Raw genomic sequence first — 21451 nt, 5'->3', positions numbered from 1 at the left:
GACGAGGCGCGCCCGAACCTGTTGCGCCGCACCACAGACATCCTGGTTCCGACGGGACGCAGGTGACCTTGCGGAAGCGCCCGGGGCGGAGCCCGTGAGGCGGCAAGGTGTTCGCCCGGGTGCGCAGTACGCTGGCGAGAGCGGGGACTGCGCCGGAGTGCCCTTCCCGGCTGGGAGCCTGCGGCTCCACCCTGGGACTTCTTCAGCCCCAGGGCCTGGAAAACGGCCGCGACCACCATGAGCAGCAGGGAGAACAACCCGATGTATCAACCGAACGAAAGGGCGAAAATACCCAGGTGCCCCATCGCCACCGCACCCAGATCAGCGACCTCGACAACCGGCAAGCCGCCTATCGCCACTACCGGGAAGAACTCGACAAACCCGAACCTCGACTGACTTGAAGGCTTCGCCCACAGCCTGACTGAAATGGCCATCAGCGAACATGCCTGCGCTTGCCTCTACCACCGCAGGATGCAACCCCTCAAAGCTGATTCGCCTCACTGGAGCCTTGCGTGGCGACAACTCCTTGCTGAGGTAAACTTCTGTGTCAGCCATATCAGCAAAGGGACCGTTGGGCAGATCGTTGATAACGACCTTTTCAGCGAAAAACTGCATCGTGCCACCACGCGGATCAGGAAACTCGATGATGTCTCCTTCGTAGACAGGACTTTCCGTTGCTACGTAGGACTTATCGATCCCTTGGTCGTTAAGGATCACGGCTTCCACCTCAGAGCACTGTTCAGATGGATCCGGTTCACGGATGAGGGTGACCATCCCAAACCCGCGCCTCGGGACCACGATGCCCGCTTCCATGGGAACACAACCGGCGCCTCCCAAAAGGCCGTGCCGATTCTTTCACGTGTGACACCAAGGCATTTGTCTGATGGCCCTCCAAGCCCCACGTCCCCGATTCATCGGACATAGTTCGGTAAACGCCATGGACATGCTTTGTCCAATTTTGCGTTTCGGAATATGCTTGCCCTGATCCGTCATCATCCCGCAGAGCTCGTCTTCGCGGGGACCACATCCACAGGAGGCGCGCGTGAGCGACGATCTGTTCCGCACGAAAAGACGACGGATGGGACCCCCGCCAATGGTAAACACGCGCACCGCCAACACCATCACGGCAGCCCACCAGCCCTACTACGACTCCTACCACCTCATTCACACCAGAGCCAAAGGCTACCCCGGCCAGGGCGACACCGGCGCCCCCGAGCTCACCAGCCCGTCTTTCACCGACAAAATCCCCTGCGCCATCGCATCCAGCCTGACGAGCAAGAGACACGGCACCGCCGTCGCCTCAGTTCTCGCCTCACCTGCATACGGGGTAGCACCCCAGGCATCGGTATTGACATACCGGACAGCGATAACGAAGACTGGGGACATACGAGGTGATGACTGCCGGGATAAGCACGGAAGCGCTATGGCGGGACACGCGGCAGCGATAAACCGTGTAATCAAGGATGGCGCCCAGCTCATCAGTATCTCTGAAACTGGTTCAAGCGATATCAAATGGGCTATGGCTCACGCCCTGAGCAAAGGGGTACTCGTCGTTGTCGGCGCGGGAAACAATGGTGATGATGTCTTCTCAACTAACTCCCTCGACAGGTGGTCGGGGGGCGTGGGCATCGGCGCGATGCTCAACATTGATCCGCCCCAGTGCCCCGACGAGAACCCCCTGGTGGACAAGGCCAGGGGCCGCGCCACCTCCCCAACTGCGGAGGAGGTCCAGCAGTACGCGGACGGCCTCACCAGCCCTTCCGAGATAGAAGGAGACTCCTCCTACGCGTACCGCGGCCTGGACGAGAATCAGCTAAAAGCCGCCACGAACATCCACCCCACCCACACCGCAACCAGCCCCCGATACCACTGGTGAATCATGTCCGCCGAACATCTCCTCGCAGCACTGGGCAACCTCGCCTGCGCCCTGAGTATCCCGATTCCGACGGACCAGGAACTGGCCACGCTGGAAGCCTGCGCGGCCGCCTACCCGCGCAGTATGGCCGCGGACCACCCCGAGGATGCGGAGGCCATCAACGACATCCACGAGATAACGGACGCTATCCGGGAGGCCACCAGGATCAGGCGCATCAACCGGGAGCGCAACGAGCAGGACTTCCGTTTCCTGTGCGCGCTCACGACGGGCACCCCCATTGACGAGCTTCCCCCGCTGGCGGAAGACCGCATCCCCATCGATATCTCCCTCTCGTGCGGGTTTGAGCTACACCAGGAGGGCTGGCGCAACCCCTTCAAGGACATGAACCGCGAGCTCCTCGAAGAGCTGCAACGCCAGTACCTTCAAAGGTACCCTCCGGGCGACCCGAACAGCCCCCTTGCCTAGAGCATTCCCCTGCGCGGGGACGCCCACCGCAGACGGATCCCCGGCCTTGCACGCGAGACCGGGGATCCGTCACGGAAAAGAGGCGTCAGGACCTGGCCACCTCGGTGGCGGGGGCCTGGACCAGGTTCGACAGCGCGGTGATAAAGCGCGCATTCATCGAACGGTTGCGGCTATCCTGCAGGAGGTTCGGCAGGCCCTTCGTGGAGCACGTGATCTCGAGGACAGTGCCTTCCTCGACGGGGATGAAGCCGACGACGACGCGCTCACCCCACGAGAACATGCCCATCGGTGTTTCAAACGTGACGACGCGGCCGTTCATGTCGGCGTTGGTCAAAGTGGCCTTATCGATCGCCTGAACGGCCGACGCTGCCGCATGGAACAACTGTTCGTACGGCTGGTTAATCTGGAATGATTGCGTTGTCGTACGCATGCCCATGAGTGTCTCCTTAGGATCGTGGTTGATGCTCGGCCCACTGCGCGAGAGTCACGCGAGGACCGGTGAAGAAAGGGGTGTCTTCACGCACGTACAGGCGCGCCTCTGTATAGCGCTGCGCGTGTATGACTCCTTCCAGCCGGTCTAGCGTATCAGCCTCGAATGCAAGAACCCATTCGTAATCCGAGAAACCAAATGCGGACAGGGTGGATCCCTTGACGTCGGGGTACTGGGAGAAGCCGTTACGCCCATGCTCCGCCATGATGCGGGAACGCTCGGCGGGGTCCTTCAGGTACCAGTCATAGGAGCGCACAAAGGGGTAAACCATCACCCAGTCACGTGGAGCGACACCCCCGAAGCAGGCGGGAATGTGGCGGCGGTTAAACTCCGCCGGCGTGTGGAGGCCCATGCAGCTCCACACCGGGTCAAGGATTTTACCCAGGGCGGAAGCGCGAAGTCGGTGGTATGCGTCCTGGAGGACACGAGGGTCGTCATCGAGCCACCAGACCAGCAGGTCCGCCTCGGCGCGGAAGCCCGATACGTCGTAGAAGCCGCGGATCTCTGCCCCGGATGCGCGCACGTAGTCCAACGACTCTTCGACCATGCGGCCGCGCTCGTCGTCGTTAGCGGGCAGAGAATCGGCCAGGCTAAACGCCGAGTAAAGCGCGTAGTGTTGTTTATCGTTGACCTCATCGAAGTCGATGTCCGTCTGATCGCGTGGGTCAGCAGCGTGGAAGCGCGCGGGGGCTTCGCTTCCCCGGTGGTGCGCGACGGCGTGGGCAGCGTGTTCGCCGGGACGGTCCGGGACGCCAGCCGGATAGCCCGGGTTTTGAGGGTTCTGGTCTGCCGGCACAGCCGTGCGGTGGGGTACGGTCGGGTGGGTACCCGTCGGGTGTGTGTTCGGCGTGGTCATATCTTCCTCCTGAATCTGGATTGCTTTCTCGGCCGCCCGCGCGGGTGAGCCAGAAAGGTGCGGGGGTGCGGGCGCTCGGCAGCAGTCGGGCGGACACACGGTATGGAAGGGTCCCATCCCGGTGACTGTTCGACGCACGGGAGTTTCCCCTCGTGCCTGCGCGGCACGCTCTTCGAGGACATCCACCAAGGAGGCCACAAAGTCGGGGTCGGTCGAGACGGTGTCTGCACGCTCGTATGGGATGCACAGACGGCTCGCGGTTTCCTTCGCTTCTGTATCCAGATCGTAGACCACTTCCATGTGATCGCAGATAAAGCCGATCGGGACGACGACAACGCCACTGGGCCGCTCCCCCACAGACGAGGCCGGGGACCCATCGCATTGCGCGACAGAGTTCTCGGGAACCAGGTTTTCCAAGAGGTCGTTAATGTCGGGTTCAAGCCAACGCGCTTCAGGCGGCCCCGAACGTGAACAGAATGCGAGATCGTAGGTCAGGCTGGGATTACCGAGGGCGACGCGCAGGTCGGGCAGGATCGCTTCGACGAGGGCACGGTGCTGGGCAACGTAGCTGATTTCCGTGCCGGCTGTCCCCTCTTGTGAAACGGACGAGGGATCCGGGAGCCCTTCGGCAAGGCCGGAGCCCGGGTCGGCCTGGTCGAGGGCGAAAGGGAAGGGCGAGGATTCCGCCTCCATGCCGACCGGAATCGAGTGAGTCACAAACACCAGGCGCACGCCGGAAGCGTCCACTCCCCTGGCCTCAAGTGCCCGCACGGCCCGCAGGATCGAGGACACCTGCGCAGCCGCCATCCCGGGGGTCGAGTAGTAGGGGCGAACCTTGTCCACGATGATGCGTTCCCCCGAATTATCGGCAGAATCCTCCGCCCCCAGGGCGATAGGACCGAAGCGTCCTCCCAGGGAAACAGCAGCTCGGGCAAGGTCTTCGCGGTACTGCCTGCAGCCCGAATAGGACGCGTAGGCCGATGTGGGCAGGACCAGGATGCGGCGAGCGCCGACGGAGGCAAGCTCCTCCAGCCCCTCGGAAACGAAGGGGTGCCAGTTGCGATTGCCCCAACCGACCGGGATATCGTGCCCGCGCCGCGCAAGCTCCCCCTTCAGGTCGGCGATGAGGCGCTGATTGCAGGCGTTGATGGGCGACACGCCGCCGAAACGCTCGTAATGTTTGGACACCTGCAACAGGCGTTCGTCCGGAATGCCTCGCCCACGCGTCGCGTTGCGCATAAACGGCAGCACGTCCTCCATGCCGTTTGGGCCGCCGTAGGACAGCAGCATGATCGCGTCGTACGGTTCCATTCCAGACACGCACTACCTCCTCAGTTATCGTCGGCTGTCATTCTAGGACACTGCACGATGGGCGTCAGTGACACCGCGTCACCAAGCAACGGTCCCAGGCTTGTTCGCGGGCGGTATTTCCCTTCCCGCACCCGAGCTATCTCAAGGGCGCGGCTCGAAGGAACTGACCGCGACCGACGGTATCTCCCGGCACACGCGCAGCGAGAGCTGCAGAGAGGCCGAGCCACCGCCCCCCTCGGCCGTGATGTCGATCAGGTCCGCTTCCCCTGGCGTGCAGCCCTCGATCCCATCCAATGCTTCGGCCGTCAAGGTGACGCCGACGCGTCCGCCCCCTGCGACGGTATAGACGTTCCCGGGATCCTCACCGTCGTGCACAGCAGACGACATGGTGGTCCCTCCGGCGGAGAAAACAATCTGCGGGAATCCGCTGATCCAGCACGCGGGCCCGTTGTTCGTGAACACCAGATCAACGTAGGAGGTGCCTCCCGCCTCCTGAACGCTGTCGACTGCGGGCTGGAAGTTCGCCGCGTCGCAGCGGAGCTCGTCGTCGGTGACGTTCACATCGGGTGCTTGGTTGCCCTCGCCTTTCATCCCGCTCTGGGACGCGGCCCCGCTCGAGGAAGCAGAGGCGCCCGGGGGTGCCGACGAAGCCGCGCCCGCCCCATCCGGCTGAGCGTCCTTCGGGGAACATGCGCCCACCCCCACGACGAGGGCGGACAGTGCGGCCTGTGCAAGGATGCGTCGCGTCTTGGTCATGCGCCCATCCTATGGAGCGGCGTGCCGACGCCGCTCCGCCACGCCGAGCACCCCGCAGGGGTGACAAGACGCGCACCGACCCGCTGGCGGCAAGACCGGCCCGGCCTCGCGCGAGGCTAACGGGAGACCGGCTCTATCTCGACGCCCGCCACGTCCATCTCCTCCAGGGAGACCACTCGATCCTGGCGGGCAATATGGTAGCCCCACCACACGAGCGCGAATAGCGGCAGACCGATGTAGGAGGAGGCCACCTCCCAGACCTGCCCGTGCAGGACCGCCTCATAGTTCTGCCCAGCCATCACCACCAGGCACATGACGAAGGCGATGATTGGGCCCGCCGGGAAGAAGGGGGAACGATAGGGCAGGTCCTCCAGCAGGTTCCCCTGAAGAAGGTACGCGCGCCGGAAACGGATGTGGCTGACCGCTATCCCCAACCACATGATGATCCCTGAGATACCGACGATGTTGACCAACCAGGTGTATGCGTCCTCGAAAACGAGCTGGGTCAGGAAGCCGCAGGCAGCTACCACCGTCGTCACCGCCATCGCATAGCCGGGTACGCCGCCTTTGGTGACGCGGGCGAAGAGGGCGGGCGCCTGCCCCTTGAGCGCCATTGAGTGCAGCATGCGCGAGGCCGCGTATAGTCCGGAGTTTCCGGCGGACAGGATCGACGTGAGGATGACGGCGTTCATGACGGCCGCCGCCGCGCCGATTCCCATGCGAGCAAAGACGAGCGTAAAGGGCGACTGTGCAACGTTGTTCGCCGTGTCGTCGGCGGCGCTCAGCAGGCTCGGATCCGTGTACGGCAGCAACGTCCCAATGACCGCGATCGCACCGATGTAAAAGAACATAATGCGCCAGAACACCGTGCGAATCGAGCGCGGGACATCCCTGTGAGGGTTCTCGGACTCGCCAGCCGCGACGCCCACCAGCTCGGTCCCCTGGAACGAGAAGCCAGCGATCATAAAGACCGCGATAATGCCGGTAAACCCGTTGTGGAAGGGTGCGTCCCCACTCGTCCAATTCGATAAGCCGGGCGAGTTCGTCCCCATGACTCCAGCGATCATGAAAACGCCCGAGATGACAAAAACGACGACGATGACGACCTTGATCGCAGCCAGCCAAAACTCCGCCTCCCCGTAGACGCGCGCGGAGAGCGCATTCAATCCGACGACGATGATCAGGAAGCCGACCGCCCACACCCACGAGGGGACGGTCGGGAACCAGTACGCCATGACCAAGCCGGAGGCCACCAGGTCAGCGGCAACCGTCACCGCCCAGTTGAACCAGTAGTTCCAGCCCATCGCGAAGCCAAAGGATGGCGAGATGAATTTCGTGGCGAACGTCTGGAAAGACCCCGCGACCGGCTGATGGGCGCTCATCTCGCCCAGCGATTGCATGAGCAGTAGCACCATGATGCCGATGGCGGCGTATGCGACCAAGGCGCCACCCGGGCCGGCGTTCGCTACAGTCGCACCGGACGCCAGAAACAGGCCGGTGCCGATCGCTCCGCCGATCGCAATCATCTGCATATGGCGCGATGCCAGGCCTCGCTTGAGCTGAGTATTCGAGCGTTGGCGGACATCGTTAGCGATGTCATCGGGAGTAGGGGTTGCCATGAATGGGTTCCTCGTCTGTCGATCGTGAGTCCCATCTTAGGCCCCGAGCGCTTTTGTCGACATTGATGCCTTCTTTCCTTCGCCTTTAATCAGGTCGCGGCTGAGTTCCACCCAGCCACGGCCTCGCTGCAACAACCACGCCCCGCAGACACGACACGGATACACTAAACGCAACCACGCCAACGCAGGAGGACCCATGTCGCAATCCCTCGTAAGCATCGGTTGGATGCTCCTCGCCCTCTTCCTCTCAGCGGCCATTGGTCTCGAACGACAGATTCGCGGCAAAAGTGCGGGCATCCGCACCCAAGCCATCGTCGGCCTCACCGCGTGCCTCATGATGCTCATCTCCAAGTACGGTTTCTCCGACATCCTCATCGATGGCATCACCCGCTACGATCCCTCCCGCGTCGCCTCGCAGATCGTCTCAGGCATCGGCTTCCTCGGCGCTGGCATTATCCTGACCAGACACGGCGCCATCCGTGGGCTCACCACGGCGGCTACCATCTGGGAGACGGCGGCCATCGGTATGGCGTGCGGGGCGGGCCTGTGGTGGCTCGCCGTCGCCGGTACCGCACTGCACTTCATCGTGGTCGCCCTGCTGACCCCGCTCGTCCAGTTCATCATCATGCGTACTCACGGACACAAAGTCACGCTGACCATCCACTACACGCCGGGGCATGGAGTCCTATCCACCCTGCTGGGCCAAGTCTCTTCCCTGGGCTGGGCGGTGTCCGCAGTGTCCACCCGCACTGCTTCGAGCGAACAGACGTCCACGGCGCGCTTTACCGCGTCCACGCGCCAGGACCTCTCACGCTCCCTCCTGGTCACGACACTCGCGGACCTTGACGGAGTGGCCGGCGTCGACACCACCGAAGAGGACGACGAGTAAGGACGGACTCTGTGCACGTAAGGAGGCCCGCGGCGGTTCCGCGGGCCTCCCTTGCTCTATCCGACGCTCAGCGCATCATGCCTGAGGGCCGAAGGGGTTGTAGGGCTTATTGGACTGTTGCCCCTGCCCGTGAGGATATCCCTGCTGACCAAACTGGCCCTGCTGACCAAACTGACCCTGCCCAGCCTGCGGAGCCTGAAAACCACCCTGCGGCTGACCCTGCTGACCAAACTGACCCTGCTGGCCAAACTGACCCTGCCCAGCCTGCGGAGCCTGAAAACCACCCTGCGGCTGACCCTGCTGACCAAACTGACCCTGCTGGCCAAACTGACCCTGCTGGCCAAACTGACCCTGCCCAGCCTGCGGAGCCTGAAAACCACCCTGCGGCTGACCCTGCTGACCAAACTGACCCTGCTGGCCAAACTGACCCTGCCCAGCCTGCGGAGCCTGAAAACCACCCTGCGGCTGACCACCAAACTGGCCCTGCTGACCCTGCGGGTTTACCGGGGCGGAGGCGAAGGCACCGCCAAAGGCGTTCGGGTTACTAATTGGAGCGACATTCCCGTTCTTCAATTCCAGAAGGAGCACGCCTCCCGAGGCGCCGAGAGTCAAGGAGAAGATCAAGAAGAGGATCGCACCAATGCCCGGGGTGAGTTCATTAAGGAACAACCGCATGATTTGAATGAGCCCGAGGAAGGAAACGATGGCGCCTCCGGAACCGGCTGCGATGAACGCCCACTTCTGATTGGTAAACCAGTAGGCGACGCCCAAGCCAACGACGGCCATCAGAAAAAACAGATGGAATACGCCGTAGCCACCGGCTCCGAGCAACGAAAGCGAGAAACCGTAGACCGACGCGAATGGCAGCAGCATCGAAATGAAGACCAGAGCTGCCGAAGCAAACAAACCGATCAGCGAGTACGTCGCACGAATGGACCGTCCCTTTACCTTGCCGGTCTCAGTCGCGACCGCCGCCTGGAACTGGTTAAACGCGGTACCCGCGGCGGCGTTAAACTGCTGCCCCGCAGAAGCTCCCTGCGGGCCGCCCTGCGGCTGGCCCTGCTGGCCCGGGGCGTACCCCTGCGGGCCACCCCGTGTGCCGTACTGCGATTGGCCCTGCTGGCCCCCCTGTGCGCCGTACTGCGGCTGCCCAAATCCCTGCTGCGGAGCTCCCGACTGCTGGGGCGACTGGCCGTAAGCGACCGCCTGAGCGCCGGCGGGGTTCTCCGCGGCCACCGTTTTCTCCCGTGTGCCTTCGGTAATCGCACGTTCGAGTTCATCATCCGCAGGACCCACGCTGCCGAACGCGGGGGCACCGCTCGTGCTCGCGTCGTGGGTGTCTTCGACCGCTGAATAGGCGCCCGCGTGAGGATCAGCAGAGGAGTCGGCTCCCTGAGCCGCCTCGTCGCCTCTCTCGGCGGCCGAGGCGCCGGTCTCGGACTGCACCGACCACGGATCGGCAGGGGTGCCGCCGGTCGCGGTCTCGGCACTCGAGGACGCGTCGTCGGTGCGCTCGGATGCGGCCGACTCGTCCGTCGGAGGCTGTGCGGGTACGACGCCCTGATCAGCCAGCCATTGGCCGAGGGCGGGGTACAGGGAGGGGTGGGTCGCGACGTACGGACGCAAATCCGGACGGGCGGCCGTGATGTCGGCGAGATCTTGGGCCGACAGTGCCGGATTGCTCATGTCGGCAGCGCCGAGCTGCGACGGGTCGATAGTGCTCATCTGTTTTCCTCTCACACCCGAAGGCGCAGTTCCTGGTGGCCGACAGTCAATACTATCGCGTCGAATGACGGATAAGTCAAGGCGATCACGCCATGACACGAACGCTGAAGGGAGACAGCAAAACCCGGCCCCTTCCGGGACCGGGTCTGGCGTGGTAGCGGGGACAGGATTTGAACCTGCGACCTCCGGGTTATGAGCCCGGCGAGCTACCGAACTGCTCCACCCCGCGTCGGCTCTGTAGAGTCTAGCGCACCGGCAGGATGGGCACAAACCGAATGTGGTGATGTGGGTCCTAGCAGCCGCTCGGGGCGGGCCGACCGAGTTCCCTCAGCGCCCCTCCACTGCCCGCGGCGCGGCGGCTGGGGGCGTGGGTCGAGGCCGCCGGTCACCGTCTTGCATCAGGCGGCCCCCCACCCGCGGGGGCCTGGGAGCCTGCCACTGCACGCCCTAAGGTGATGCCGGGGCCGGTCCTCACCCGCGGGAGCCGGATTCTGGCGGCTGGGGGATGCCCGAGAGGGCAGGATTGGCGCTGCGAGGATCGGTCATGATGGTCCTTCCACAGGGTTGACGGCGCGGCACCGCGGGGTGTCGCACTGCCTTCCCTGACATGCTATCGACTCAACACTGGAGGGAGGGAGACTACTCACTCCCCGGATACCCCACAAGCCCGAGCTCGGCACGGCCGACATCCGGCCGATCCGAGTCGGCGCGCTGCTCCTCGGAGGCGGGAGCGCCCCGCTCGCCTCACCGAATCGGATCAGCGTAGCGGGGCGCTCCCCTGCTCAACGTTGCTCTACGAACCGCTCTGCGCGCCGGACGAGGGCGATGAGGTCGGGCTGCTCCCGGGGGTTGTGCCCGTCCCGCCGAGCGCACGCTGGGCGGCCTCGGCGCGGGCGAGCGCGTCGCGCAGGCGAGTTTGCGCCTCACCGTACGCCGCCCAGTCGGACCTGCTCAACGCCGAGTCCGCATCGCGCATGGCCCGAGCGGCGTCGCTGACCGCCTGGCTGAGCTGCGCGCTTGCACTCCCTGAATGCGCTCCCGACTGAGAGGCGTCGCCGTCCTCCCCACTCGGGGGGTTCGTCGACGTCCCCGGGTGGGTCGACGACGAGCCGCCGCCATCCGCGATCAGCTGACGCAGGGACTCCTCAAGCGTCGGCGCGAAGCCGACCTTGTCGCCAAAAGCGGTCAGGACGGATCGGAGCACGGGATAGGACGCCGAACCCGTTCCCTGAACGTAGACCGGCTGCACGTACAGCAGGCCGCCGCCCACAGGCAGGGTCAGCAGATTACCGCGGATCACGGTCGAATCCGCCTGATTCAGCAGGTTGAGCTGGGTGGCGATCTTCTCGTCGGAATCGTACTTGTTCTGCACCTGGCCGGGGCCGGGGACAGTCGTCGACGAAGGCAACGCGAGCAGCCGAAGCTTGCCGTACCCCTCGCGTACCTGTCCCGCCGCGCTTCCCGTTTCGGAATCAACGGCGAGGAATCCCGCCATGGCCTCGCGGCGCCCCTCTCCCCCGCCGCCGGGCACGAAGACTGACGTCAGCGAGAACTCCGCGCTGTCTTGACCGGGCATCTGCATGGTCAGGTAGTACGGGGGCTGGAGCGCGGTCGGGGAAGACACCTGGTTACCCGCAGCATCCACGCGGTTGGCAGACTGGCCGGAAGAGGCTCCCCCGTATGTCGATGTTTCTTCGGCCAGGCGCCAGCGGTCACCACCGGAATAGAAGCCCGCGGCATCGGTCACGTGGTAGGTGGCCAGCAGGTTACGCTGCACCTTGAACATGTCCTCCGGGTAGCGCAGGTGGCTCATGAGGTCGCCCGAGATCGCGGACATGGGCTCCACGCTTCCCGGGTAGATCTTCTCCCAGGTGCGCAGGATCGGGTCGGCCTCATCCCAACGGAACAGGCGCACGGATCCGTCGTAAGCGTCAACGACGGCCTTGACGGAGTTACGCATGTAGTTGATCTTGTTGGCTTGCACGTACTGGCCGATCTGGGTCGACTGGGAATCGACGGTCGCATCCGAGAGGGCTTCGTGTTGCGCGTACGGGTAGTTGTTCGTCGTCGTGTACGCGTCGACCACCCACACCAGGCGCTTGGGGGTCGAGGCATCGCCGTCCATGTCAACGACCGCAGGGTAGGCGGACTGCTCGAGCGTCAGATAGGGAGCGACCTTTGAGACGCGCCGGAGGGGGTCGCGGTCGTAGAGGATCTGCGAGGCCTCGTTGGTTTGGGACGAAAAAAACAGGTCGGTGGATCTGAACTTGATGGCGTAAAGAAGCTTGTTCCAGACGTTGCCCACCGAGGGACCGCCGTTGCCGGTAAAGGTCGTGGAGACCTGACCGCCAACCGCGGTGTCATCCGGGTAGTCGAGTTCCTGGGGGTCAGCTCCTTCGGGTGCACCGACGATCGAATATTCGGGCGCGCCCGGACTAAAGTAGACGCGTTCCTCGTAGTTGCCCATTTCACCTACCGAGGGCACAGACTGTTCCCAGTAGGAGGGCAGGCCGTCGCTGGTGAGCTGATTACCGTAGGCGGCGACGACGCCGTACCCGTGCGTGTACACGGTGTGCTGATTCACCCATGTCTGTTGCTCGGCCGACAGGCCTGCGAGGTTGAGTTCGCGCACCGAGATGACGGTGTCTCGCCGCTCGCCTCCCACGTTGTAGCGATCGACCTTCATACCGGAGTTGAAACCGTAGTAAAGGCGCGACTGCTGCAGCTGCTGGACAGTCTTCGTGATGACCTTAGGGTCGAGCAGACGCGCCTGCGAAGTGAGCGCCTCGTTATCGAATTGCCCAGCCGAAGCCGTGGTGGCCGCGTCGTAGTTGGTCTGGTAGTCAACGTCCTGCAGGCCGTAGGCCGCCAGGGTGGCGTCGATGTTGCGCTGAATGTAGGGAGATTCAAGTGTCCGCTGGTTCGGGCGCACGCGGAACTGCTCAATGAGCGCGGGGTAGGCTCCGCCGAGCACAAGGGCCGCGATAACGGTGACCGCCACGCCGGTAACGGGCAGCCGCCACGTGCCCCGGAATGCAGCGACCACGAAGAGGGCGGCGACCAGGGCGGAGATGACCGCCAGGATCGAGTGTGCGGGCAGCGTCGCATTTATGTCCGAATACATGGCTCCGTGGATGGAACCGGAATCCTGGGTGAGCAGCTCGTAGCGACCCAGCCAGTAGTTCACGCCGATGAACAGCGAGAGGCAGGCGGCCATCAATCCGGTCTGCAGGCGCGCCTGCTTCGAGGCGTGGGGCCGCGGGGTGATTCGTATCGTGCCGTACAGGTAAGAGACGATGATCGCGGCAATCAGCCCGATGCTGGTCACCGCCATCAGGAAGGATACGAGCACCTTCAGGGCGGGCAGCACGAAGACGAAGAAGGAGATGTCCAGCCCGAACTGGGGGTCGACCTGATCGAACGAAGAACTGTTAAGGAACTGCAGCAGGGTTTGCCATTCGGTGGACAAGCGTGCCCCGTTCGTGAATCCAAAGAACAGCGCCACCCCCCAAAATGCCAGGCGCCGCACGGGTTCGAGCGCTTCCTGATACCCGCGAAGGGCAGCGGAGGCCTCGCCGCGTGACGAAAGGGCGCGGTGCCGGAACGCGAACGCCATCGAGAAATACAAGAGCGCGGTCGCGACAGCGAAACCAACCACGAAGAGACCAATGTGCGCACCCCACTGAGTCAGGATGACGCGCGTGGCGCTCATTTGGCGGAACCACAGGATTTCGGTCCACGCGATGGACGCCGCATAGATGAGGGAACCCGCGGCGATCAGTACGATGAGCGTGATCGCAGCAGGGCCGGGCTTGCGGAGCCTCACCTTTGTGTGAGGCGTGTCTGAGTCTCTTGGTGGTCGCGGCCCCCTCGTGGGAAAGGCAGAAAATGGGAAGCTCACGGCGATCCTCTCTGTTGTACCGGCAACTCTTCATCAGTGTAGCTGCGGACACGATAAACTTCGTGACCGCCCCGTCAGCTCTCCGTGAGATTATGGGGCCATGAGTGTTGAGATGATGCCGAGTGCACGACAGATCGCGCTGGCCAACGTGGTGGTCGATATCGAGAAGGGCGCCGCCCGGGTTGGATGGGACCACGCGCCGTCCATCTACGCGCTGGTGCCCACCGCGACGCTGCTGGCCGACCCGAATCTGCCCGCGGACATCGCCGATCAGCTGCGCGCGGGATGGGACGGTTCCCCCGATCACCTGAGCGCGATCATCCAGGAGGATCTCGCCGATGACGACGTTGAGCAGGTCCTCGCTCACCTGGCGTGGCCCGAGACGGTGCCGGGTGCGGCGATCACCGTTGAACGCATCGTGGTGCCGCCAACGGTCGAGGACGCTGCGCCCGAGGACCCGCAGGAGGCTCTTGCCTTCATCTCCAGCCACCCATCTCGAACGGACGTGCGTCTGGCCGTGGGGGTCATGCGCACGGGCGAATCCTGGTGCGCGCTGCGCACGCGGGCCTTCGATTCCGACGACAAGGTTGGGCAAGGATCGGCCCTCGTGCCCGCCCTGGTCGATGCTCTGCGCGCCTCCCTCGAGCCTGTCACGGAGGAAAAGGACTAGGCACGACGCGGCATCCCGGGGGCGACGCCCCTGGGCCGTCAGTCGATATGCACGCGAGGCCGGATTTATGAGTTTCCTCCTCGCGCGACGATCCCGGACCGCTCGGGCAGACCCGCGGGCTACTGGCAGGTTGGAAGGGCATCCCCCGTTCCATCGGCGATGGAGCGAACGGCGTTGGCGGCCTCGTCGAGGGTGGACACCGCGACGACGCGCATCCCGTCGGGAACGTGTCCGACCACGTCGGAGCAGTTGTCGCTCGGGGCCAGGAACCAGCGGGCACCGTCGTCAAGAGCGCCCCACATTTTCTGCTGGATACCCCCGATGGCGCCGACTCGCCCGTCGTAGGACATGGTGCCGGTTCCGGCGATCGCGTTGCCGCCGGTCATGTCGCCCGGGGTCAGGCGGTCGATGATGCCCAGCGAGAACATCATGCCCGCGCTGGGGCCTCCGACGCCGCTGAGGTTGAAGGAGATATCGACGGGTAGCGTGGGGACAACGGACAGGTAGACGCCGAGCCTCGACCCGCTCGTGTTTGCGGACACGGCGACGGAGTTGAAGGAGACGTCTCGCGTATCGCCGTCGCGCTCGATGGTCAGGGTCATCTGCGTTCCAGCGGGAATCGTGCGCATGAGGGCGAAGGGCGTGGCGGCGCTGGTAACGTCGTGTCGGGTTCCATCGGGAGTGGTGATGGTGCGCAGAATATCCCCCTGGGCGACCAGTCCTTCCGCGTTCGACCCTTCGGTGGCCCCCTCGATGGTGACGGTCGCGGGGACATCCCAACCGAGGTATTCGAGCGCGGCGACCTGGGAGGTGGTCTGGGAGTTGCGCATCATGGCGACCTGAGCATCGCTGACCTTCTCGCGTGTGGCACCCGCGGGATAGACGGAGCTATAGTCGAGAATCTTGCTGTGGGAATCGAAGTATGCGCCGATGAGCTGAGCAAAGCTGAGTCGGTTGCCGGGTCCTCCCGTCTCGGAAACGGTCACCATGCGCAGCTGTCCCTGGCCGGGCTGTGCTTTGTCTTTGAAGGATGCGGATTGCGGGTCGTCGAGTCGGACCGTCTCTCCGGTGGTCGGATCGGTCCCCGCGATGTTGATCATCGGCTGCCCGTCTGCCGAGCCGAGCACGTTGAACGTGGGGCCGGGGCTGTTGACCACGAAGGGCACGGGGATCCAGAAGAGTACGGCGACCATTGCGAGGGCGGCGATGATTCCCACGACGATGCGCCAGCTGATGAGCGGGACTTTCCGAGTGGGCGCCTCCTGCCCGGGAAGCACATCGTCAACTGCCGAGGTTGTCTCCATGTCATTCACCGTGTCATTGTGTCCCACGCGTGCCTTCGTCGCACGCGCGAAGTGCGATCTCCCCTCTACTTTTCAGTGTTTTCGCAGGCATTTGTCAGCCCGGGCGCACGAGCAACCGCTAGTCTGATGCTATGAATGAGAACGAGTCCGACACGCCCTTTGAGGATTTCTTGCGCTCTATTTTGGGTGACGAGGCCGCCGCCGAGGCCGTCCGTGCCCTTGAGGCGCAGGGCTTTGATCCCGCAAATCTGCCTGCGGAGTTCTCCGATCCGGCGCGCATGCGTGCGGCCCTCGGCCAGTTCCAGTTCCTCATGGACACCACCGCGGGGCCGGTGAATTGGCGTGTCGTCGAGGACAGTGCGAAGCAGGCGGCTTACGCGAGCGGGGACCCGGCCCCCACCGCCACCGAGGCCGAGGCTGCGCGCCAGGCGATGACCGTCGCAGACCTGTGGCTTGACGCGGCCACCGACTTCGCCTCGGGTCCCGTCAGCCGCGACGTGTGGAGCAGGGTTACCTGGGTTGACCGCACGATCCCCACGTGGAAACGCATCTGCGAGCCGGTTGCTCTCAACGTGTCGCGCGCGCTGTCCGCCGCGCTCTCTGAGCAGTTCAGCCAGGACGGCCTGGGCGATTCCACGTCCCTCCCCGAGGGGATGGCGGCGATGCTGGGGAAAACTCAAGAGATGATGCCGCGACTGTCGGCGATGATGTTTTCGGCCCAGATCGCGCGAACGCTGGCAGCATTGGCTGGGGAATCATTCGGCACCTACGACACGGGAATCCCACTGTCGGACGCATCGCACGCCGCCCTGGTGCCGCATAACGTCGCGAAGTTCGCCGAGGGGCTGGATATCCCCTTCGACGAGGTTCGCCAGTTCCTCGCCGTGCGCGAGGCGGCGCACCGCCGCCTGTTTGCGTCGGTTCCGTGGCTCGAGGGCGACCTGGTGCGCGTGGTTGAGCGCTACGCGTCTCAGATCGCGATCGACCCGGAAGCTATTTCACAGGTGGCTCGATCCGTCGATCCGTCGGATCCGTCCTCGGTTGAGTCCGCCCTGAGTGGCGGCGTGTTCGCGCTGTCGACGACGCCCGATCAGCGTCGCGCACTGACGCGCCTTGAGACGATGCTTGCCCTCATTGAAGGGTGGGTTGAGGTGGTCACTGCGCAAGCAACGCTGCCCTACCTGCCTCACGCCGACGCACTGCGCGAGATGATGCGTCGGCGCCGCGCCACGGGGGGGCCAGCAGAGGATATCCTGGGCACGCTCATGGGGTTGCAGATGCGTCCACGCCAGGCGCGAGGAGCAGCATCGATCTTCGCGTTGGTCGAAGCTGACGGTGGGCGCGACGCGCGCGAAGCCCTGTGGTCACACCCGGACATGGTGCCCTCCGAAACGGAACTGGCGACACCGGACACCTTCCTCGCGCTCCGTCAGGCGGCGGCTGCGGAGGATGCGGACATAGACGCCGCCCTCAACTCGCTGTTGGATGGGACGCTGGGCTGGGCGGACGGTCTTTCTCCCGACGACCAGGACGCGGCCGACCCGGACGGCACCGCGTCACAAAACGACATACCGAAGGATAAAGAGAACACGGACCCGGACGAACCGAAATGATCTGATGAGTTATCCACAGATTTTCTAAAAGTTCACGCCACACACCCGCGCGGGCTCATGATGGCTCTAACAGGCACGAATGAAAGGAGATCATCATGAACCTGACACGCAATACTGCCGTTTTGTGGCGCGGTCCGGGAAGCGTGCAAGTCGGCGGGGATCGGTGTCGCCACGTCCTGCTGGACAACCTGCACGCCGGCGATCAACTCTGGCTGAGCAACCAGTCCCGCTTCGGGCACTCACCCGAACCACCCCAGGCCTCGCCAGAGCTGCTGGCTGCGCTGACTAAGGCTTCCCTGACCGAGGCGGCTCCGCGTCCCCTCCTGTCGGTCGGCGTTCTCGGCGCAGTTCCGGCTACCGTGCTCGCACTGCGCAGCCTGGTCGATACCCTGTCGCTCACGCTGTCCGTTGACGCGCCACGCCTCGTCAACGAGGACTGGGACCGCGTCTTTGGGGGAGCCTACACCGGCACCGCGCGCTCTCGGGCGGTGCGGCGCGAACTGTCGCCCCTCATTCCCCCATCCCGACTCCACTACCAGGGGACAGCGGAGCTCGCAATCGTTTCCGACGACCGCGTCGTCGACCCGGTCAGCCCCTTTGAGCTGACAGTCCACGACACGCCACACCTGATCGTTGCGCGGGGCGAACACTCCTACGAGGTCGGCCCCTTCGTCATACCGGGCATCACGCCGTGCTACCAGTGCTGGGAACACGCGCGCGCACAAGCGGACGCTTTTCACCTCACACACCTGCGAGAACTCGCCCACTGGCCGCTCGGTCCGCTGGCCCTCCTCGCCCACTTCACGGCGGCGCTGCGCGTGGCGCGCCTTGTACGCGACTTCGTCTCCGGCGCGTTAACGAGGGAACTATGCAGCGAGATCGCGACGATCGACGAGGATGGAAGCATCAGCGTCGAACGAGTCTTTCCCGCGCCCGAGTGCGTGTGCGGCATCGCCGGGATCACATCCTAGGCTCCCGGCTCACGCCCCCTCATCGATGATCGGCTCTTCGCCACGCACCAGGGCCAGGACGGGCGCGGCGAAGCGCTGTACCTTGACGTCGCCGATGCCCCGAATTACCCGCAGCTGCGTGGTCGTCTTGGGCATGGCCACGGCGATGTCGCGCAGCGTCTGATCCGTGAAGACAGCAAAGGGAGGGACTCCCGCCTGACGGGAGACTTCCAGACGCCACGCCTTCAGGCGACCGAACAGCTCGACCGCTTGGGCAGACGCCTCTTCTTCGAAGGCCCGATTGAGGGCACGACTGGATGCACGCTGCTTCTTCTTGGGCGCGCCCACACCCCCGGCTTCCGGCCAGATGCCGTCAAGCAGCCGACTCCGCTTGCGCCGCCCACGCCCGTCAGCCCCCCGAGATCGCGCCCACGAGAGCGTCAGCAGATCCCGGGCTCGGGTGATGGCCACGTAGAGCAGGCGGCGTTCCTCCTCGCGCGCCTCGGAGGTCTTTGCGTAGGAGATCGGCAGGAGTCCCTCCGCCACGCCGACGAGGAAGACGGCGTCCCATTCGAGGCCTTTCGCGGCGTGAATTGTGGCCAGCTCGACCCCCGCTTTATCCGGTTCGACCTGGTACGCGGCCCGCTCGTCGAGCTCTGCGACGAAAGCAGCGAGCGTGGCCGCCTGGCTGTCGTCCGCCCATCCGACGATGGCGTTCATGTTGGACCAGCGTTCGGAGGAGGCCTGGCCCGAGGGCGCCTCGGGGGCCCACCCGACCCCGGAGAGCACGTCTCGGACGGCAGTCTCGACCGGCCCCTCCTGTGCGGCGGCGGCAGCCGCGCGCAGCCGAGCGATGGCCGTGCGCACGTCGTCGCGCGCAAAAAAGGGCTTTCCGCCCGCCACGGCGACGGGAATCCCACGCGCACCCAGGGCCTCCTCAAAGGCTTGCGATTGACCGTTGGTACGCATGAGGATGGCGATCGAATGAGGAGCTATGCCGCCGGCAACCAGGTCGGCGATCTGCGTGGCGACCCCCTCGGCCTCGCTGCGGTCGTCGTCGTATGTGCGGTAGGCGACCCGAGCGCCGTCGCCACGCTGACTGGACAGCCGCACGGTCCCCTCACGCTGCTCGGCGCGAGCCAGGACGTCGTTTGCCAGAGTGACTATCTGCGGAGTCGATCGGTAGTCGCGCGTGAGCCGGGCGATGCGGGCACCCGGGTGCTGGCGCCCAAATCCCGTCAGGTAGTCCGCAGATGCGCCGGTGAAAGAGTAGATCGTCTGCGCGACGTCGCCAACGACGCAGACGTCGTGGCGTCCCCCGAGCCACAGATCGAGCAGCCTGGCCTGCAGCAGATTGACGTCCTGAAACTCGTCCACCACGAAGGACCGATACTGTTTGCGCACGATGGATGCGACGTCGGATCTCTCCTGGAGCATGCCGCACAGGTAGATGAGAATATCCTCAAAGTCGATGACGCCGCGCTCGGCCTTTGCATCCTCGTAGACGTCGAGCAGTCGCGCCATGTCGGCCGCGTCCAGTCCGGCGGGCACGTCGCGCTGCAGGCGTGCGGCGCGCGTAGCGTAGTGCGCGGCATCAACCATCGATACTTTCGCCCATTCGACCTCGGCGGCGATGTCGCGTACGTTCGTGCGGTCGATCGTGATGCCGAGCCTGGCGGCGGAAGCCGCGACCAGGGAGGCCTTGTGTGGGATGACGTCCGGCAGGGGGCCTCCGACGACGGTCGGCCAGAAGTGGCGCAGCTGTCGTAGCGCGGCGGAGTGGAAGGTTCGCGCCTGCGCCTTGGGCACCCCCAGCTGGGCCAGGCGGTGACGCATTTCAAAAGCTGCGCGCTGTGTGAAGGTCACGGCCAAGACGTTCGCGGGATCGATTGCGCCAACGGCCGCGCCGTAGGCGATTCGGTACGTGATCGCGCGGGTCTTTCCGGTACCCGCGCCGGCCAGGACTGCGAGGGGGCCGGCAACCTGGGTGGCGACGGTACGCTGGTCGGGATCCAGGGCCTCAAGCAGTTCCTCGGGGTTCATGCCCCTATTGTCCCATCGGATGCCCCCAGTTGCGTCCCGTGTCTTCCGGCACTTCAGGCAGGTCGGATCCATACCACTGGGTGAGCAACACGTGGGCGATGGACGAGCGTCCCGGCGTGCGGATCTCGCCGGATCCGCACGCCTCCGTCAGCTCATCGCGGCTATAGAAACGGGCCCACGCGATCTCGCCTCCGTCCGCGACGGGGGTCGGAGCCTTCTGCGCCGTGCGCGCACGATATCCCATCATCTGCGAGCGGCCGAAGGGCCACGGCTGCGTGCCCACGTACGTCGGTTCCTCGATGTCGACGCTCACCTCCTCCGCGACCTCACGGGCCACGGTCGCCTCCGGTGACTCCCCCGCCTCGACGTATCCTGCGATCAGCGAGACGAAGCCCGGCTTCCACGCCGCGTTGTGGGCCAGGAGGACGCGGTCGTTGTGATCCTGCACGAGAACGATGACCGCGGGGTCTTGGCGGGGATACTCGAGTTTGTCGCACGCGCCGCATCGGGCGGCCCATCCACCCGACACCACCCGCACGGGAGAGGCACATCGAGGACAAAAACGGAAGCTGCGGTGCCACGCCGCCAGGGCGACCGCGCTCAGCGCCAGGGCCGCGTCGTCGTCCCCGAGGCGCCACCCGACCGCTCGTAGATGGGCCCACGGCCCCGGCTGGGCCTCGCTCGTCGTTTCGATCGCGACGACCGCGCGGGAGCCGACCACCCCGATGAACGAGGCCTCGGATCCCACGAGGAGGCGCGCCGCGGCCCGCGCATCCAGGCGTCGCAGCGCGGGAATGCCCGCCAAACCAGCCCCGTCCTCTTCCAGGAGCACAAACCCCGAGCCGTCCACGACGATGGCATCCGCCTGACCCGAGCGGACCAGGGCGGCGGGGGTCGCTGATTCTCGCAGTGCAACAGCCGGATCAACGCGTCCGCGGACGAGAGGAAGATCAATAGCCATGTCTCCACGTTAACGCCGTGGG

The 21451-nt window shown here is 64.9% G+C and carries 16 protein-coding genes and 1 tRNA gene; 6 read left to right on the top strand and 11 right to left on the bottom strand.

Going from position 1 to position 21451, the window contains the following annotated elements; all coding sequences use genetic code 11:
* Positions 1 to 321: 321 nt before the first annotated feature.
* The gene (locus BLT68_RS09260; RefSeq protein ID WP_165603250.1) at positions 322 to 774 is read right to left on the bottom strand and encodes a hypothetical protein; all 453 of its coding nucleotides are present in this window, start codon (positions 772 to 774) and stop codon (positions 322 to 324) included.
* 304 nt (positions 775 to 1078) lie between these two features.
* Between BLT68_RS09260 and BLT68_RS09175 the strand changes: the two genes are divergently transcribed.
* Positions 1079 to 1876 carry a S8 family serine peptidase gene (locus BLT68_RS09175; protein WP_131800100.1) on the top strand — a complete coding sequence of 266 codons (798 nt, stop codon included), beginning with the start codon at positions 1079 to 1081 and terminating at the stop codon, positions 1874 to 1876.
* Positions 1877 to 1879: 3 nt separating this feature from the next.
* Entirely contained in the window at positions 1880 to 2341 is a 462-nt protein-coding gene (locus tag BLT68_RS07985; RefSeq protein ID WP_050694517.1) for a hypothetical protein, read from the top strand.
* 85 nt (positions 2342 to 2426) lie between these two features.
* On the opposite strand, the gene BLT68_RS07980 is transcribed toward BLT68_RS07985, so the two are convergent.
* The 4 genes from BLT68_RS07980 to BLT68_RS07965 all read right to left on the bottom strand — a co-directional run bounded on the left by BLT68_RS07980 (position 2427) and on the right by BLT68_RS07965 (position 7373).
* Positions 2427 to 2771, bottom strand: coding sequence for a hypothetical protein (locus tag BLT68_RS07980; protein WP_232618697.1), 345 nt, complete (start codon positions 2769 to 2771; stop codon positions 2427 to 2429).
* Positions 2772 to 2787: 16 nt separating this feature from the next.
* A complete protein-coding gene (gene hemQ, locus BLT68_RS07975) occupies positions 2788 to 4998 on the bottom strand; it encodes a hydrogen peroxide-dependent heme synthase (RefSeq protein ID WP_074633569.1) in 2211 nt (736 codons plus the stop codon).
* A 141-nt stretch (positions 4999 to 5139) separates the two neighbouring features.
* Positions 5140 to 5754: a DUF4232 domain-containing protein gene (locus BLT68_RS07970; RefSeq protein WP_050694514.1), complete on the bottom strand. Its 615-nt coding sequence runs from the start codon at positions 5752 to 5754 to the stop codon at positions 5140 to 5142.
* 116 nt (positions 5755 to 5870) lie between these two features.
* Positions 5871 to 7373 carry an amino acid permease gene (locus BLT68_RS07965; RefSeq protein ID WP_050694513.1) on the bottom strand — a complete coding sequence of 501 codons (1503 nt, stop codon included), beginning with the start codon at positions 7371 to 7373 and terminating at the stop codon, positions 5871 to 5873.
* 196 nt (positions 7374 to 7569) lie between these two features.
* Here BLT68_RS07965 and BLT68_RS07960 point away from each other — a divergent pair, with 196 nt between their 5' ends.
* Entirely contained in the window at positions 7570 to 8262 is a 693-nt protein-coding gene (locus BLT68_RS07960; protein ID WP_074633568.1) for an MgtC/SapB family protein, read from the top strand.
* A gap of 75 nt (positions 8263 to 8337) precedes the next feature.
* Here BLT68_RS07960 and BLT68_RS07955 read toward each other — a convergent pair whose 3' ends face one another.
* The 3 genes from BLT68_RS07955 to BLT68_RS07945 all read right to left on the bottom strand — a co-directional run bounded on the left by BLT68_RS07955 (position 8338) and on the right by BLT68_RS07945 (position 13813).
* Positions 8338 to 9987, bottom strand: a complete 1650-nt coding sequence (locus BLT68_RS07955; RefSeq protein ID WP_074633567.1) for a variant leucine-rich repeat-containing protein — start codon at positions 9985 to 9987, stop codon at positions 8338 to 8340.
* A gap of 152 nt (positions 9988 to 10139) precedes the next feature.
* Positions 10140 to 10216, bottom strand: a tRNA-Met gene (locus tag BLT68_RS07950).
* A 564-nt stretch (positions 10217 to 10780) separates the two neighbouring features.
* On the bottom strand, positions 10781 to 13813 hold the full coding sequence (locus BLT68_RS07945; protein ID WP_074633566.1) for a UPF0182 family membrane protein: 3033 nt from the start codon (positions 13811 to 13813) through the stop codon (positions 10781 to 10783).
* A 175-nt stretch (positions 13814 to 13988) separates the two neighbouring features.
* Here BLT68_RS07945 and BLT68_RS07940 point away from each other — a divergent pair, with 175 nt between their 5' ends.
* Positions 13989 to 14558 (top strand): PPA1309 family protein, encoded by a 570-nt coding sequence (locus BLT68_RS07940; RefSeq protein ID WP_074633564.1) that lies wholly within the window; start codon positions 13989 to 13991, stop codon positions 14556 to 14558.
* 119 nt (positions 14559 to 14677) lie between these two features.
* On the opposite strand, the gene BLT68_RS07935 is transcribed toward BLT68_RS07940, so the two are convergent.
* Complete coding sequence (locus tag BLT68_RS07935; RefSeq protein WP_074633607.1) at positions 14678 to 15862, bottom strand: YlbL family protein; 1185 nt, start codon at positions 15860 to 15862, stop codon at positions 14678 to 14680.
* 131 nt (positions 15863 to 15993) lie between these two features.
* Between BLT68_RS07935 and BLT68_RS07930 the strand changes: the two genes are divergently transcribed.
* Together BLT68_RS07930 and BLT68_RS07925 are read left to right on the top strand one after the other, a co-directional pair.
* On the top strand, positions 15994 to 17475 hold the full coding sequence (locus BLT68_RS07930) for a zinc-dependent metalloprotease (protein WP_074633562.1): 1482 nt from the start codon (positions 15994 to 15996) through the stop codon (positions 17473 to 17475).
* A gap of 95 nt (positions 17476 to 17570) precedes the next feature.
* The gene (locus BLT68_RS07925) at positions 17571 to 18446 is read left to right on the top strand and encodes a hypothetical protein (protein ID WP_074633561.1); all 876 of its coding nucleotides are present in this window, start codon (positions 17571 to 17573) and stop codon (positions 18444 to 18446) included.
* A gap of 9 nt (positions 18447 to 18455) precedes the next feature.
* Here BLT68_RS07925 and BLT68_RS07920 read toward each other — a convergent pair whose 3' ends face one another.
* Both BLT68_RS07920 and nudC read right to left on the bottom strand, forming a co-directional pair.
* Positions 18456 to 20468: an ATP-dependent DNA helicase UvrD2 gene (locus BLT68_RS07920; RefSeq protein ID WP_074633559.1), complete on the bottom strand. Its 2013-nt coding sequence runs from the start codon at positions 20466 to 20468 to the stop codon at positions 18456 to 18458.
* A 4-nt stretch (positions 20469 to 20472) separates the two neighbouring features.
* Positions 20473 to 21429: an NAD(+) diphosphatase gene (gene nudC, locus BLT68_RS07915; protein ID WP_074633558.1), complete on the bottom strand. Its 957-nt coding sequence runs from the start codon at positions 21427 to 21429 to the stop codon at positions 20473 to 20475.
* Between the last annotated feature and the right edge of the window lie 22 nt (positions 21430 to 21451).

It is taken from the genome of Schaalia meyeri, from assembly GCF_900105015.1.
In the GTDB taxonomy this organism is placed as follows: Bacteria; Actinomycetota; Actinomycetes; order Actinomycetales; family Actinomycetaceae; genus Pauljensenia; species Pauljensenia meyeri.
This window is presented reverse-complemented; position numbering and strand designations above follow the sequence as displayed.